The sequence below is a fragment of the Pseudomonas petrae genome (assembly GCF_021728295.1).
Classification (GTDB): domain Bacteria; phylum Pseudomonadota; class Gammaproteobacteria; order Pseudomonadales; family Pseudomonadaceae; genus Aquipseudomonas; species Aquipseudomonas petrae.
In genome coordinates this window covers 1-15,767 of record NZ_JAKJXE010000017.1, presented here as the reverse complement: position 1 = coordinate 15,767, position 15,767 = coordinate 1, and the positions used below count along the sequence as shown (strand labels likewise).

General features: G+C 63.0%; 11 protein-coding genes. 1 reads left to right on the top strand and 10 read right to left on the bottom strand.

Translation table 11 applies throughout. The features are described 5' to 3' along the window. Positions 1 to 296: 296 nt before the first annotated feature. The 9 genes from L4G42_RS22955 to L4G42_RS22915 all read right to left on the bottom strand — a co-directional run bounded on the left by L4G42_RS22955 (position 297) and on the right by L4G42_RS22915 (position 12,234). A complete protein-coding gene (locus L4G42_RS22955) occupies positions 297 to 1,352 on the bottom strand; it encodes a permease (protein ID WP_237261233.1) in 1,056 nt (351 codons plus the stop codon). Positions 1,353 to 1,436: 84 nt separating this feature from the next. Continuing rightward, complete coding sequence (locus tag L4G42_RS22950; protein WP_237253951.1) at positions 1,437 to 3,029, bottom strand: ABC transporter ATP-binding protein; 1,593 nt, start codon at positions 3,027 to 3,029, stop codon at positions 1,437 to 1,439. A gap of 8 nt (positions 3,030 to 3,037) precedes the next feature. Then, positions 3,038 to 4,060, bottom strand: a complete 1,023-nt coding sequence (locus tag L4G42_RS22945) for an ABC transporter permease (RefSeq protein ID WP_237253952.1) — start codon at positions 4,058 to 4,060, stop codon at positions 3,038 to 3,040. After that, a complete protein-coding gene (locus L4G42_RS22940) occupies positions 4,060 to 5,130 on the bottom strand; it encodes a microcin C ABC transporter permease YejB (protein WP_237253953.1) in 1,071 nt (356 codons plus the stop codon). The genes L4G42_RS22945 and L4G42_RS22940 overlap by 1 nt, the downstream gene beginning before the upstream one ends. A 1-nt stretch (position 5,131) precedes the next feature. After that, on the bottom strand, positions 5,132 to 7,006 hold the full coding sequence (locus L4G42_RS22935; protein ID WP_237253962.1) for an extracellular solute-binding protein: 1,875 nt from the start codon (positions 7,004 to 7,006) through the stop codon (positions 5,132 to 5,134). A gap of 238 nt (positions 7,007 to 7,244) precedes the next feature. Next, positions 7,245 to 9,983, bottom strand: a complete 2,739-nt coding sequence (locus L4G42_RS22930; RefSeq protein ID WP_237261232.1) for a TonB-dependent receptor — start codon at positions 9,981 to 9,983, stop codon at positions 7,245 to 7,247. A 217-nt stretch (positions 9,984 to 10,200) separates the two neighbouring features. Beyond that, positions 10,201 to 10,602, bottom strand: coding sequence for an ExbD/TolR family protein (locus L4G42_RS22925; RefSeq protein ID WP_237253955.1), 402 nt, complete (start codon positions 10,600 to 10,602; stop codon positions 10,201 to 10,203). After that, positions 10,602 to 11,309: a MotA/TolQ/ExbB proton channel family protein gene (locus L4G42_RS22920; protein WP_237253956.1), complete on the bottom strand. Its 708-nt coding sequence runs from the start codon at positions 11,307 to 11,309 to the stop codon at positions 10,602 to 10,604. The genes L4G42_RS22925 and L4G42_RS22920 overlap by 1 nt, the downstream gene beginning before the upstream one ends. A gap of 52 nt (positions 11,310 to 11,361) precedes the next feature. Beyond that, positions 11,362 to 12,234: an energy transducer TonB gene (locus L4G42_RS22915; protein ID WP_237261230.1), complete on the bottom strand. Its 873-nt coding sequence runs from the start codon at positions 12,232 to 12,234 to the stop codon at positions 11,362 to 11,364. Positions 12,235 to 13,431: 1,197 nt separating this feature from the next. On the opposite strand from L4G42_RS22915, the gene L4G42_RS22910 reads away from it, so the two are divergent. Further along, positions 13,432 to 14,550 (top strand): DUF2817 domain-containing protein, encoded by a 1,119-nt coding sequence (locus L4G42_RS22910; RefSeq protein WP_237259685.1) that lies wholly within the window; start codon positions 13,432 to 13,434, stop codon positions 14,548 to 14,550. Positions 14,551 to 14,618: 68 nt separating this feature from the next. Here L4G42_RS22910 and L4G42_RS22905 read toward each other — a convergent pair whose 3' ends face one another. Next, the gene (locus L4G42_RS22905) at positions 14,619 to 15,464 is read right to left on the bottom strand and encodes an NAD-dependent protein deacetylase (protein ID WP_272903987.1); all 846 of its coding nucleotides are present in this window, start codon (positions 15,462 to 15,464) and stop codon (positions 14,619 to 14,621) included. Between the last annotated feature and the right edge of the window lie 303 nt (positions 15,465 to 15,767).

Here is a 15,767-nt window from a genome sequence, read left to right as displayed (position 1 = left end):
CCTCCGCGGTAGTCCAGACACCACAAAACGCGACTTGGGTGCAGGCCGAACGTAGACGACGCACAGTGGGCCGAGCCGCATGGATGCGGCGAGAGCGCCGTCAGGACATGGATGTCCGTTCGGCGCGGGCCCACGGAGCGTCGTCGAAGTGAGGGAACCCGACGAAGTCGGGCCAAACCGAGAGCAAGCACCCTTGGTTACTTGGGGTGCTTTTCCAAGTAACTCGCCGAAGGCGAAATGCTCTGCCGTTAGGCAGAGCCGCTGTAGATCTTGATCTTGAGATCTTGATCCTGGCTTTACAACAAAGCGGCGCCAACCAGTCCACTGACTACCCCGACCAGCATGGTCAGCACACCCACGGTCACCAGTACGTTGGCGTCGAAGGATTTGCGCAGCATCAGCAGCGACGGCAGGCTCACGCTCGGCAGGGTCATCAGCAATGCCACGGCCGGCGCAGTGCCCACGCCCAACGTCAGCAGGGTCTGCACGATCGGGATTTCGGCGGCGGTCGGGATCACAAACAGCGTGCCGACGATCGCCAACGGTACCAGCCACAACAGGCTGTTGCCCATGGCACCGTCGACGTGGGGGAACAGCCAGACGCGCGCGGCGCCAAGGATCAGCACGGCGATGACGTAGATCGGGATAGTGGTCCAGAACAACTGCCAGAGGGTCTTGCCCCAACGCACCAGCAGGCTGCCTTCCTCCGGCGTCTCGGCGTTGGCCACGGCCTCCAGCGCCTGTTCCGGCACAGCTTCCGGGCGGGAAATGCGCTGAGCCACCAGCGAAACACCGATCACCAGCACGAGGCCCGCCACCAGTCGCAGTGCCGTGAAGCCCCAGCCCAGCACGAAGCCCATGAACACCAGCGTGGCCGGGTTGAGCACCGGGTTGGCGATCCAGAAGGCCAGCGCCGCGCCTACCGACACGTTCTGCTTGCGCAAGCCCGCAGCCACCGGCGCTGCGCAGCAGCTGCACATCATCCCGGGCAGGGCGAACAGGCCGCCGCGAATGGTCGAGCCCAGTCCGGCGCGGCCGAACATTTTCAGCAGCCAGTCCCGGGGAATCAGCACCTGCAACAGCGAGCCGAGGATGACCGCCAGCACGGCTGCCTTCCAGATCGCCAGAAAGTACACCTGGGCGTACGCCAATGCGGCGGCCCACGGCGTGGCCGGGTTGTCGTTGATGATCGAGCCACCGATGTTATGGGTGTCGGCCGCGATGAAGGATTTCAGGTAATACGGCGACCACTTGACGTAGTACAAGCCGATGGCGGCCACCAGCAGGAACGCCAGGGGTTTCCACCAGAACGACCAGCCGCGGCGTTCGGAGGTGAGCGGGAGGGCAGTCATGACAGGCACCAGAGCAGGAAATCGTGGGGCCGCGATGATACGCCGTCGCCGGGCATTATAGTAGCGGTCGCACGGTGTGTCGGCTCACACCCGTAGGCCGAAATCCAGCCCGGAGGCGCGCAGCAGTTCCTGGGTGTAGAGCTGGCGCGGATGGCTGAAGATCTCCCGCGCCGCCCCTTGCTCGACCACTTTGCCGTCCTTGATCACCAGCACCTCATGGGCCAGCGCGTGCACCACCGCCAGGTCGTGGCTGATGAACAGATAGCTGAGGCCGTGGCGGATCTGCAAATCCCGCAGCAGCGCGATGATCTGTTTTTGCACCGTCCGGTCCAGCGCCGAGGTGGGTTCGTCGAGCAGGATCAGCTCCGGTTCCAGCACAAGCGCCCGGGCAATGGCCACGCGCTGGCGCTGACCGCCGGAGAATTCGTGGGGGTAGCGATGGCGGCTGTCCGGGTCCAGGCCGACTTCGCCGAGCACCCGGATCACCGTCTGTTCACGCTGGGCCGGGGTGCCGATGCCGTGGGTCAGCAGCCCTTCGGCGATGATCTGCTGCACGGTCATGCGCGGACTCAGGCTGCCGAACGGGTCCTGAAACACCACCTGGATGCGCTTGCGCAGCGGCCGCATCAGTTGCTGGCTGCGCAGGCTCAGCTCCTTGTTGCCGAAGCGGATGCTGCCTTCGGAATCAATCAGCCGCAGGATCGCCTGGCCCAGGGTCGATTTGCCCGAGCCGGATTCGCCGACGATGCCGAGGGTCTGGCCTTTCAACAGCTCGAAACTCACCCCGTCCACCGCCTTGATGTACTGCCGCTCGCGCCGCAAAAAAGATTTGGGCAAGGGAAACCAGACCTTCAGCGCGTCCACCGACAGCAGCGTCTGGGTGTGCTCGCCGGGCACCGGTTCGCCGTCGGGTTCGGCATTGATGAGCAGGCGGCTGTAGGGGTGTTGCGGATCGGCGAACAGCGTCTGGCAGTCAGCGTGCTCGACGATTTCGCCGCCGCGCATCACGCAGACCCGCTGGGCGACGCGCCGCACCAGATTGAGGTCATGGCTGATCAGCAACAGCGACATGCCCAACCGTTGTTGCAGGGATTTGAGCAGTTCAAGAATCTTCAGCTGCACCGTGACGTCCAGCGCGGTGGTGGGTTCGTCGGCGATCAGCAGCTCGGGTTCGTTGGCCAGGGCCATGGCGATCATCACCCGCTGGCGCTGGCCGCCGGACAACTGATGGGGCAGGGCCTTGAGCCGCTGCGGCGGGTTCTGAATCCCCACCAGCCCGAGCAGTTCCAGGGTGCGCTCGCGGGCGGCCTTGCCCTTGAGGCCCTTGTGCATGGCGAGGATTTCGCCGATCTGCTTCTCCACGGTGTGCAACGGGTTCAGCGAGGTCATCGGTTCCTGAAAAATCATCGCGATGCGGTTGCCGCGCAGCCCCCGCAGGACCTTGTCACTGGCCTGGAGCAAATCGACGCCCTTGTAACGAATGCTGCCCTGAGTGCTGACGGACTTGCCCGGCAACAGCCGCAGGATCGAGTGCGCGGTCACTGACTTGCCCGAGCCGGACTCGCCGACCAGCGCCAGACACTCGCCGGGCTGGATGTCGAGGTCGATGCCGTGCACCACCTCGGCCCCGTTGAAGGCCACGCGCAGGTTGCGGATCTGGATCAAAGGGTCAGTCATGGCAGCGCTCAACTCCGGGGGTCGAAGGCGTCACGGCAGGCTTCGCCGATGAACACCAGTAGCGTGAGGATCAGCGCCAGGGCGCAGAACGCCGTGACGCCCAGCCACGGCGCCTGCAAGTTGCGTTTGGCCTGGCCGATCAGCTCGCCCAGGGACGCGCTTTCGGCGGGCATGCCGAAGCCGAGGAAGTCCAGCGCGGTCAGCGTGGCGATGGCGCCGGTGACGATGAAGGGCAAGTAGGTGAGGGTGCTGGTCATGGCGTTGGGCAGAATGTGCCGCCACATCAATGCGCCGTCGCTGAGGCCCAGGGCGCGGGCGGCTTTGACGTATTCCAGGTTACGCCCGCGCAGAAATTCGGCGCGGACCACGTCGACCAGTGCCAGCCAGGAAAACAGCGACATGATCCCCAGCAGCCACCAGAAATCCGGCTCGACGAAACCGGACAGAATGATCAGCAGGTACAGCACCGGCAGCCCCGACCAGACTTCCTGTAGACGCTGGCCAATCAGGTCCGCCAGCCCGCCGTAATAACCCTGAATCGCCCCGGCGAACACGCCGATCACCGTGCTGATGGCGGTCAGTGCCAACGCAAACAGAATCGATACGCGGGTGCCGAACAACACCCGCGCCATCACGTCTCGGGCCTGATCGTCGGTGCCCAGCCAGTTGCGCGCGCTGGGCGGGCTGGGCGAGGGCTCGCGGAGTTCGTAATTGACCGTGTCATCGCTGAACGGGATCGGGGCGAAGAGCATCCAGCCGCCCTTGTCGGCGATCAGCTTGCGCACGTAGTCACTGGAATAATCCGGCTCGAAAGGCAGCTCGCCGCCGAAGTCGGTCTCGAGATACTGATGCAGGGCCGGGAAGTACAGGTCGCCCTGATAACGGACGAGCAAGGGCTTGTCGTTGGCGATCAGTTCGCCGCACAGGCAGATGACCAGCAGCGCCACGAACAGCCACAGCGACCACCAGCCACGACGGTTGGCCTTGAAGTTGGCCAGGCGGCGCCGGTTTTGCGGGGAAAACTCGAACATCAGGCGCTCCTCGCGGAAAAGTCGATGCGCGGGTCGACCAGCGTGTAGCACAGGTCGCCCACCAGCTTGATCAACAGGCCGAACAGGGTGAACAGAAACAGCGTGCCGAACACCACCGGGTAATCCCGGGACACCGCTGCTTCGTAACTCATGCGGCCGATGCCATCGAGGCCGAAGATGGTTTCGATCAGCAGCGAGCCGGCGAAAAACACCTCGATCAGCGCCTGGGGAATGCCCGCCACCACCAGCAGCATGGCGTTGCGGAACACGTGGCCGTAAAGCACGCGCTGTTCGCTGAGGCCCTTGGCCCGAGCGGTGACCACGTACTGGCGGCCGATCTCGTTGAGGAAGCTGTTTTTGGTGAGGATGGTCAGGGTCGCGAAGCCGCCGATGACCAGCGCGCTGACCGGCAGCACCAGATGCCACAGGTAATCGCGCAGCTTGCCGAATGGCGAGAGGCTGGCGAAGTCGTCCGAGAACAGCCCCTGGGCCGGAAACCAGCTCCAGTAGCTGCCGCCGGCAAACACCACGATCAGCAGAATGGCGAACAGAAACGCCGGGATGGCGTAGCCGATGATGATCACCGTACTGCTCCAGACATCAAAGCGGCTGCCATGCAGCACGGCCTTGCGGATGCCCAGCGGGATCGAGATCAGGTACGTGATCAGCGTCGCCCAGAGCCCCAGGGATATCGTTACCGGCAACTTTTGCAGGATCAGCCCGGTCACCGTGGCGCCGCGAAAAAAGCTGCTGCCGAAATCCAGCTGCGCGTAGTGGGTGAGCATCAGCCACAGCCGCTCGTGCAGCGGTCTGTCGAACCCGTATTGGTGCTTGATCGCTTCGACCAGCGCCGGGTCCAGACCTTGGGCGCCCCGACTGATGCCGCCGGTGGCCGCGACCTCGCCACCGCCGCCACCGATCCCGCCCGTTGGGCCCATGCCCTGAACCCGGGCGATGGCTTGCTCGACGGGACCGCCCGGCGCGGCCTGCACGATGAGGAAATTGACCACCAGAATGCACAGCAGCGTGGGAATGATCAGCAGCAGGCGACGCAGGGTGTAGGCGAGCATGTCACTGGCCCTCCGTTTCTGGCACTGGCGTTGGCGCAGGACGGTCGTTCGACACACTGCTCTGTGTCGCCAGGCGCGCGGCCATTTGCGCGGCCATCTGCACGTTGCTCAGCGGCACGCGGCTGACTTCCCACCAGCTTTCCAGGCCGACGTCGTAGGTCGGCTCGATGGCCGGTTTGCCAAAGCGGTTGGCATAGACCACCGGTGTGCCTAGGGAGTAATAGTTCGGAATCATGTAGAAACCCCAGAGCAGCACCCGATCCAGGGCGCGGGCGTAGTGCAGCATGTCGTTGCGGTTGTTGGCTGCGACCAGGCCGTCGATGAGGCGATCGACCGCCGGATTGCGCAGCACCATGGCGTTGGAACTGCCGACCTGACGGGCGCTTTGCGAGCCGAACAGGTTGTACAGCTCACGGCCAGGGGAGAGGATCGGATTGCCGTTGCTCGGCAGCGTGACAACGATCATGTCGTAGTCCCGGGCGTTTAAACGGTTCATGTACTGGGCCGAGTCCACGCGACGGAAATTCAGGGTGATACCGATCTGCGCCAGCACACGCTTGTACGGCAGCACCAGCCGCTCGAAACCGCCCTGGCCGTCGAGAAAGGAAAATTCCAGTGGCTGGCCTGCGGCGTTCACCAGCCGGTTGTTCTTCGGGTGCCAGCCGGCGTCGGCCAGCAGCTTGAGGGCCTTGAGCTGCTTGTCGCGGATGTAGCCGCTGCCATCGGTCTTCGGTGCGCGCCAGACCTGATCAAAGACTTCGTCCGGAACCTGCCCGCGTAGGGGCTCGAGAATGCTCAGCTCTTGGGCGTCGGGCAGCTCGGTGGCGGCCATTTCGCTCTTCGGGAAGTAGGTTTGTTCGCGCACATAGAAGTTGCGCATGATCTGGCCGTTGACCCACTCGAAATCCCAGAGCATGGCCAGGGCCTCACGGACACGGCGGTCCTGAAACATCGGTTTGTCGAGATTGAACACGAAACCCTGACCGGCCACCGGGCGACGCTTGGCCAGGATGGTCTTCTGCAGACGGCCGTCCTGCAGGCTCGGCGCGGTGTAGCCGACGACATAACCGGCCGAAGAGAACTCTCGGTTGTAATCGAAACTGCCGGCCTGGACCAGCTGGCGCGCCACGTCAGTGTCGCCGTAGAAATTCACCGTCAGCCCGTCGAAGTTGTACAAACCACGGCTGACCGGCAGGTCTTTGCCCCACCAGTCCTTGACCCGCTCGAAGCTCACGCTGCGCCCGGGGTCGACCCGCGAGACCCGATACGGCCCGCTGCCCAGCGGCGGTTCGAAGCCGCCGCCCTTGGTGAAGTCGCGGGTCTTCCACCAGTGCTCGGGCAAGATGCGCAGGCTGGCCAAGTCCAGCGCCAGGGTGCGGTTGGTGCCGGTCTTGAAGTCGAAACGGATCTGCCCGGGCGCTTCGATGACCGCGTCCTTGACGTCGCCGTACAGCGGCCGATAGCTGAAGCTGCCCTGGGTGATCAGCGTTTGCCAGGTGTAACGCACGTCTTCGACGGTGATGGGCGTGCCGTCATCGAAACGCGCCTTGGGGTTCAGATAGAAGCGCACCCAGAGGTTGTCGGGGTCGCGTTCCATCTTCTGGGCGACCAGTCCGTACACCGTGTAGGGCTCGTCCAGTGAGCGATAGGCCAGCGGCGCATACACCCACGTATCAATCTGGCTCACGGAAATGCCCTGATCGACATAAGGCGTGAGGTAGTTGAACTGGCCGATCTCCTCGGACGCGCGGCTCATCGAACCGCCCTTGGGCGCGTCAGGGTCGACGTAGTCGAAGTGCTGAAAGTCAGCGGCGTATTTAGACGCTTCACCATAAACGGTCAGCGCATGCACCGGCGCGGCAAACACCTGGGGCATACCGAGCAGCAGCGAGGTACAGAACAGCACCGAGTACAGCAATGCCACGCCCGGCAGCAGGCGAGGCAATGAGAGAGGGGGGGTGCACATGTGCGGACAATCCTTGAGTGCAAGCCGAAGCATCAGTGGCGCCGCGAAAAATCCCCTGACCCGATCTCGTGGACGAGGGCGGGTCAGGGGCGCGATTTCGCAGAAGCAGCCCGACGCGCCGGAGCATTGGCGCGTCGGGCAGTAGCGCTTAGAAGTGGTACGTGGCCCGCGCGAACAGCGTGCGGCCCAGTGGATCGGCGTAACGAGGGTCATAACCGGACTGGAAGTTGTAGGCCTGGTTGGTGAACGGCGGGTCGCGGTCGAACAGGTTGCGCACGCCGGCATCAACGTCCAGCACCTTCTCGAAGGTATGGCCCACCGACATGTCCCACAGCGAGTACGACGGTACGGTGCCGTTGGTGGTGCGGTCGTAGTCGTTGTAGCCGCTGGTGAAGCGGTTGGTCAGGGAGGCACGGCTGTCGCCCAGGGTCCAGCTGCCGATCAATACGTGTTTCCAGCGCGCGATCACGCCATCACCCTGGAAGTCGCCGACCTTGTCGGTGTACGGACCGTCGATGATGTTCTGGAAGTCGTAGCGGTTGACGTAGGTCCCGGTCAGCCCCAGACCGAACTGGCCATACGGCGTGTTCGGGAAGCGGTAGTCCAGGGTCACGTCGACACCGTTGGTCTTGACGATGCCCAGGTTGGAGTTGCCGGTCACGATGTTGGCGATGGAGCCGTCGGCGTTGCGGATGATGCGGTCGCCGTACAGGTCGGCCTGATCGAACACGGTGGATTCAGGAAACGACTGGATCTGGTTGGAGATGTGAATCCACCAGAAATCCAGGCCCATGGAGAGGTTGTTCATTGGCTGATAAACAAAGCCCAGCGTGACGTTGCGGGCTTTCTCCGGGGACAGATTCGCGTTGCCACCGCTGCGGTTGAGGAACTGCTGATTACAGTCGCGACCGGCCTGACCACCCGGTTGCACGGTACCGCCCGCGCACAGCGTCGGGTCATCGTAGTAACCCTGGCTGTAGGCCAGACTTTGCGGGGCATACAACTCGTACAGTGACGGCGCACGGAAACCTTCGCTGTACGCGCCGCGCATGACCAGCTCTTTGAATGGCTGGAAGCGGAACGAGTATTTCGGGTTGGTGGTGCTGCCGAAGTCGCTGTATTTGTCGTGGCGTACGGCAGCGGTCAGTTCCAGGCTGTCGATGACGGGAACGTTCAGCTCGGCGTATTCGGCCTTGACGGTGCGATCGCCGGACACGGAACCTGCCGAGTCCAGACCCAGGCTGTTGATGTCGTCAACGAAGTCCTCGTAATCCTGATGCAGCTTTTCCTTGCGGTATTCGCCGCCCAGCGCCAGGCCGGATTCACCGGCACCGAACCAGTTGCCGATCTCGCGACTGATACGCCCGTCCACCCCGTAAACACGACCGACGGCGGTGGAGTATTCGCCGTGGTACGCGGCGTCGTCGATGTACTGCTGACCCGCCGCCGATTGCGCGCCGAACGGGTTGAGCAAACCGCTGGCCAGGCCTGCCTTGAGGGCAGCGTCACTGGCGTAACCCGAGGTCACGCTTGAAACGACCTTGCTCTGGTTGTAGTTGGCGCCGAGGTTGTAATCCCAGCCGCCGACGGTGCCGTCGAAGGTCAGCAGCAGGCGCTGGTTGGTGTTCTGGTCCTTGCTGCCACGGGGGCCGGCGGCCGTCTCACGCCAGGCGGTGTCCACCGGCTGGGTCGGGTCGAGGGCGAAGTTGTTCGGGCCGGGGGTGATGCCGTTGCCCGGGTAGTAGGGCGACGACGGGTCGATGCTCAGGCCGGTCAATGGCGCCGGGCCGATGCTGGTGGCGTTGTGATTGCGGGCAAAGAAGTATTCGAGGCTGACGTTGTGGTCTTCGGCCAGCTTGCCGGTGGCGCGACCGAAGAACGAGGTCTTCTCGGTCTGCGGCACCAGGTCAATGTACTCGCGGGTGCTGAACCGGCACAGCCCGTTCACGCTCACCAGGCCCGGTCCGGCGCAGTTGGGCGCGAGGGGGTTGCTGCTGTTGTTGCCCTGATAGTAGTTGGCCGGGTAAGCGGTGCCGGAGGTCTGGTTGAGGCCACGGCCCGGGACGTAATCCTTGTCGAAGGAGCGGTCGTTGGCGTCGAGGTTCTGCTGCTTGTTGTAGTTGAACACGCCCATGACGTTGAAGCGGTCTTCTTCCAGATCGCCGAAACCCCAGCTGGCGCTGACGTCTTTGCTAGCGCCGCCACCGCTGGCGGTCGGGGTGTCGCCGCCGAGGCTCAGGGTGCCGTCGGTCAGCGATTTCTTGGTGATGAAGTTGATCACCCCGCCGATGGCGTCGGTGCCGTACAGCGCCGAGGCACCGTCGCGCAGCACTTCGATGCGGTCGATGGCGGCGAACGGAATCATGTTCAGGTCGATGGCACTGCCGTTGGGCGTGCCGACGCCGGACAAGGCGTTGTTGGCCAGACGACGGCCGTTGAGCAGGATCAGGGTTTTGTTGGCGCCGATGCCGCGCATGTCGGCATACGAAGCGCCACCGGTGGAGGCGCCAACCGAACCTGCACTGTTCATCATCGACTGGCTGCCGGTGATGCGCTGGACCATCTGTTCGGTGGTAGTCACGCCCTGTTTCTTCAGCTCATCGGCGCGCAGGATTGTCACCGGCACGGCGGTTTCTGCATCGGCCCGGCGCACGGCCGAACCGGTCACTTCCACCCGTTTAAGTTGGGTGGTCGCGGGCGCAGCAGCCACCGCTGCGGCGGGGACAGCGGCTTCACTGCCGGTCGCGGCATCGGCTGCGCTGTCCGTGCTGTCGGCGCCATAGGCCGGGGTCATGCCGACCGCCAGTGCGCAAATCAGCGCACGGGGGTGGCGTTGTACGGCAACAACAAGGGGCTTGAGGGTAAAACCAGGAAAGCTCATCAGCATGGTAGTTTCCGACTTATTCCAGATGTTATTGAAATGGCCTTGTGAGCCCTCGTTGCTCCGACGCGGTGATGGCGGTCGGGAATTTCCTTATTTCAAGCAAGCCGCTCCCCTCCGGGGCAAAAACCCGGACGGCGGTGAATCGGGAGTAAGGTGTGCAGCGCCGCAGCGGGGTACGGCGCCTACTTCACGTGCAGATCAGGTGCTGGTCATGTGCCGATCATTTGGAAGTCATCACTGAAATTTTCGTGATGCCCGAGCGTTCGATCGACGCCATCGCCTTGGCCACCTGGCCGTAGTTGACGTTGGTGTCGGCCTGCAGCTGCACGCGAACCTCCGGGTCCTTGGCCTTGACGTCCTTGAGGCTGAGTTCCAGGGATTCCGGCGCGACTTCGGACTTGGCCAGGTAGAACTTGCCGTCCTGGTCGACGCTCACCACCACCGGGTCTTTCTTGTCGGCAGGGGCGACGGCGTCGGTCTTCGGCAGGTTGACCTTGATCGCGTTGGTCATCAGCGGCGCGGTGACAATGAACACCACCAGCAGCACGAGCATCACGTCCACCAGCGGCGTGACGTTCATTTCGCTGAGCACTTCATCGCTGTTTTGAGTGGAGAACGACATCAGCTGGCCTCCCGCACAGCCTGGCTGTGCTTGCTGGCGATGGCCTGACGGTTGATGGCGAAGGCGCTGCGCTGGGCGAGGGCGTCGAAGTCGTGGGCGAAATCATCCATGTCGGCGACGGCGAGCTTGAGGCGGCGCAGGAAGAAGTTGTAGATCAGCACCGCCGGGACCGCGACGGCGATGCCGACACCGGTGGCAATCAGGGCGTGACCGATGGGGCCGGCCACGGTTTCCAGGCTCGCCGAACCGCTGGCGCCGATGCTTTGCAGTGCTTCCATGATCCCCCAGACCGTACCGAACAGGCCAATGAACGGCGCCGTGCTGCCGATACTGGCGAGGATGGCCTGACCGGCTTCCAGTGCGCGGCGTTCTTTCTGGATCTGCTGGCGCAGGTTGCGCTCCAGGCGGTCGGAGCGGTTGATGGTGTGGGCGAGCTGCTGAGTGTTGCGTGGCGTTTCATCGACTGCCATGGCTTCGAAGCCGCTGTTGGCGATGCGCGCCAGAGAGCCCGGGTATTGCGTGGAGTGCTCGGCAGCAGTGAGCAGATCCGGCGCGGCCCAGAAGGCTTTGGTGAACTGTTTGTTCTGGGTCTTTAAGCGTAAATACTGTGCGGATTTGATCAGCAGCAGTCCCCAGCTCAGCACCGAAAACACCACCAGCGCCCACAGTACGCCGGGGACAATCATCGAAGAGATCGATTCGTTCATGGTTACACCTCACCCGCTATATAAAGAGTTGTTGTTGATGGGCTGACCGGGTTCATTCGGGCAGCTTGAAGTCGATGGTTTGCGTCGCGAAGCCTTCGATCGGGGTGTCGCCGCGCTTGGCCGGAATAAACTTCCAGTTGCGCACCGTCTCCACCGCCGCGTCGTCCAGCACCTGTTTGCCGCTGGATTTGGTCACCTCGACCGTGCCGGCGCGGCCGTTCGGCAGCACCTTGATGCGCAGGATCACGCGGCCCTCTATGCCTTTGCGCAACGCCGCGCCGGGGTATTCCGGTGGCGGGTTGCCCAGGCTGGCGAGCCCGGAGATCGCGGCCGATTCCTTGGCCGGTGCCGCCGGTGCCGCCGGTGCAGCAGCAGCAGGCGCCGGTGGCGCGGGCGACGGCGATGGCGCAGCAGGCGCAGGCGGGCTCGGCGCAGCAGGTGCATCCGGGGCGGGCGGTGTTGGCTTTTTCACCGGTTCAGGTTTCTTCACCGGTTTGGGCTTCTCGACCTTGGGTTTTTCCACCGGCTTTTCGACGGGCTTTTCCACCGGTTTTGGCGGCGGCTTGGCGGCGTCGGGGTCCTCGACAGGTTGCTCCGGTTCAGGGGGCGGCGGAGGCGGCGGTGGCGGTTCAGGCGGAGGCGGCGGTGGTGGCGGCTCCGGAGTCGGCGGTGTCGGGCGGGTCAATTCCACGGTCATCTCGGGCACTTGCGGCGCAACTTCCGGGACGTCGGCTTTGGCGGTCTGCATATACCACCAGAGGGCGCCGTGAATAAGGACCGAGGCGGCAATCCATATCAACACGTGCGTGCGGCTTAGTTCGCCAGGGCGCGATGTGTTTTCCTTGAAAGGAATACGCGGCCAGGCCATGGACAGTGCATCCGGCGCCGGGTCAGGTATAGCTTTCGTTTTTACCGCGTCATTCATTAAAGCTCCCTCGGGTCGTTGAAGGGCAATAAGGGTCCGTTCAAACAAGTCACCCTGTTTGAAGTTGACGTCCGTGCTGTCGGGAGCACGAGGCCTGGGGGAGCAGGTCTTTAAAGAACCACTCTTATAAGTGCTGTTGCAGCGTGGGCTATGGAGACGACATTGCAGTGTCCTGATTTCTTGTCGAGTACGAAGAAGTACGTCTTTGTTTCAGAATGACCACCTAACGATCATCGCTATTGCAACCGCTATGCCAGTGCAGGGCTCTAGCCCGCCATTTCTGGGTTGGAGCGGGGCGATGTCGCATTCCTGTAAGTTTTTAGCGAATTTCATCTGATCTGGCTCGAATCGTTCTATAGAAGATGCATAACTTGCCTGACTACGGCGCGAACCTATCCACTCAGGTTCACCGCGTGTTGGCGCGTTGACCCGTTCCGATTCAATCAGAAGTGCTGTGCACCAAACGTGATTAAGTAGGTGCAAGTTGGTGCGTGAGTGTTCAAGTGATCATTGTGATGAGTCCTGAAAGTTTGACTTGTCGGTCACGGAGTGAAGGGTGGTTAACAGTAACGCGCACTTCCTGAAAATGATCAGTGATGGTTTTTAGTGTGCGTGGATCAACAACGAGCGATTCCGCGCGTTATTCAAAATGTTATTGGAGCAGGCGCACCTGTGCCGAACAGGAATAATAAATAGTGGCCACCGGATCGCTATAAAAGCGACGGCCATTGAAGCAAAACAAATGTCGGGCACTGCAGCGAATTGGGGCTACGTTTCAGCCGGAGCGCTGAAGGGAGATGTGGCGAATGGCAGGCTCGCTGACGGATGCGTGCAGCGGAAAAGGCAAGGTGCGGCGTGGGCGGATCGGGTGCGATGGGCGAATGTCTGGCACGAATCGAATTCCTTATCGACGGACGCCAGACTTCTGGTCGGCGTCCTGCACTGTTTCGGACGGGGTAATGTCCGGTTCCTGCCCATGGGTGCGTGGTGCGCACCGTTTGGCAGCGTAGACTCGCGGTAGCCTGGGCTGGACGCGAAGCATTTCGTGGTACTGACGTTCCACTCCAATGACACTAGAAAGAAGTGTGCCAAAACGTGTCCGGTTGTAACATTTCTGACGCAGTGTCTTTTTTGCGCGGCGTTCGGCCTGTCTGGTACGGACTCATGCGCACGGTGTCATCACCTTGGAGCGTATCAATGAGCCACTTTTTTCCTGATCGTCCGGGTTATCGCCGCCTTCGCGAGCGCTTCATTGCGGCCGCGACGGCGGCTGGGGCGCGGTTGAGCGAATACGTCCATCCAATGCCCGGGCCGTTCGGCGAGACGCTGGCGACGGATGTTGCCTGGCTGGGCGACCCGGATGCGCGGCGGGTGTTGGTGGCGTTGAGCGGCACCCATGGCGTCGAGGGTTTTTACGGCTCCGATTGCCAGAGCCGCTGGCTCGAAGGTTTTGACCCACGCTCGCTGCCCGAGGGCGTGGCGATCCTGATGATTCACCTGATCAACCCCTGGGGCACGGCGTGGATGCGCCGGGTCAATGAAGACAACCTCGATCAGAACCGCAACTACCTGGACTTCAACCGGCCATTGCCGGACAACCGCGCCTATGCCGACGTCCACGCCATTTATGCCTGCGAGCAACTGCGCGGGCCCCGGCGCGATCAGGCTGACGCGTTGTTTCAGGCAGCGATCGACGCCCGCGGCTGGTCAGGGTTGATGTCGGTGGTGGAGGCGGGGCAGTACGCATTCCCCGATGGGCTGTTTTTTGGCGGCAGCGGGCCGAGCTGGTCAAATCGCACGCTGCGCAGCATCGTCGGGCAATACCTGCAGGACGCCGAGGTGGTGACCTGTTTCGACCTGCACGCCGGCGCCGGGGATTACGGTCATCCGATGCTGATGAGCATCGTCGAATCAGTCTACCCGGCGCTGGAGGATGCGAAAGGGTTGTTCGGGCCGTGGCTGTACACGCTGATCACCGGCGCCAATCGGGTCAGCGAAACCGGTGTCGCGGCGACCTCGACCGGCTACACCTCGCAGATGCTTCTCGACGCCTTGCCCGGCGTGCACCTGATGCCGTTCGTCATCGAGTGCGGCACGTACCCGGGCGCAGAAGTGCATGGGCATCTGCGTGATGATCACTGGCTGCACCTGCACGGCGATCCCTTGGACGAGACGGGCCGGCGGATCAAGGAAGGGCTGCTTGAGCAGTTCTATCCGGCGGACCCGGATTGGCAGGAAGTGGCGTGGGTCAGGACGCGGCAGGTGTGGGACAGGGCGCTGGCGGCGTTGCCGGGGATTCGCGGCGTCGAGATTTGACTGGCTGAATGCCGGCTGTTCGCTGACACCTGTAGGAGCGCGCTTGCCCGCGAAGAGGCCTTCAATGCCTACGCCTCCAGCAACCGTTCCACCAGCGCTGGCAACAGCACCTCGCATGACGCTTCGAGCTTGAGATCCAGCAGGTCATCCGCCCGGGTTTTGCCCAGGTTGATGGCGATCAGCGGTTTGCCCTGATCGCTAATGGCGCGGCACAGACGAAACGCCGAGAACGCCATCAGCGATGAGCCCACGACCAGCAGGCCTTGGGCTTCTTCCACGCGCTGCATGGCCTTGGCCGCCGTGGGTGGCGCGACGTTTTCACCGAAAAACACCACGTCAGGTTTCATGCGTTCACCGCCGCAATGGGGGCAGTGCGGCACCTGGAAGCGTTCTTCGAACGCAGGGTCGAGCAGCGTGTCGCCATCGGGGGCCTGCACCGCATCGACGCCCGCCAGATAAGGGTTTTGCTCGACCAAAGCCAGCTGAATGATGTCGCGTTCGGTACGCTGTCGGCAGTCCAGGCACAGCACCCAATGCAGGCTGCCGTGCAGTTCCACGACATCATGACTGCCGGCCTGATCGTGCAAGGTGTCGACGTTCTGGGTGATGACGCCGCTGATGAGGTCATGCTGCTGCAAACGGGCAATCGCCTCGTGGGCGGGGTTGGGTTGTGCGGCGCGAACATGCGGCCAGCCGAGCATCGCCCGGGCCCAGTATCGGCGCCTGGCCTCGGGCGCGTTGAGGAATTCCTGAAACATCATCGGCTGCCGACCCCGGCGCACGCCCTCGCTGTCGCGGTAATCCGGTATCCCGGAAGACGTGCTGATCCCGGCGCCGGTCAGCACGACGAACGAGCGGTCGTGCATCCAGTGCAGCAGGGTGTCGACGTGAGTGGTGTCAGGTACATCAGGCATGCACAGGTCCTCATGAGCGGCTGCGCGCTGATATTAGTAGGACCGGCTTCAGCCGGGAAGGGGCCCCAGTGAGCGCCCTCAATTTTGCAGCGTGACGCCTGACGCTTTCCCGGCTAAAGCCGGTCCCACGGTCGAGGTTTAGTAGGACCGGCTTCAGCCGGGAAGGGGCCGGTGTGAGCGCCCTCAATTTTGCAGCGTGACGCCTGACGCTTTCCCGGCTAAAGCCGGTCCCACGGTCGAGGTTTAGTAGGACCGGCTTCAGCCGGGAAGAGGCCGGTTTGGGCGCCACCCATTCCAGACCAC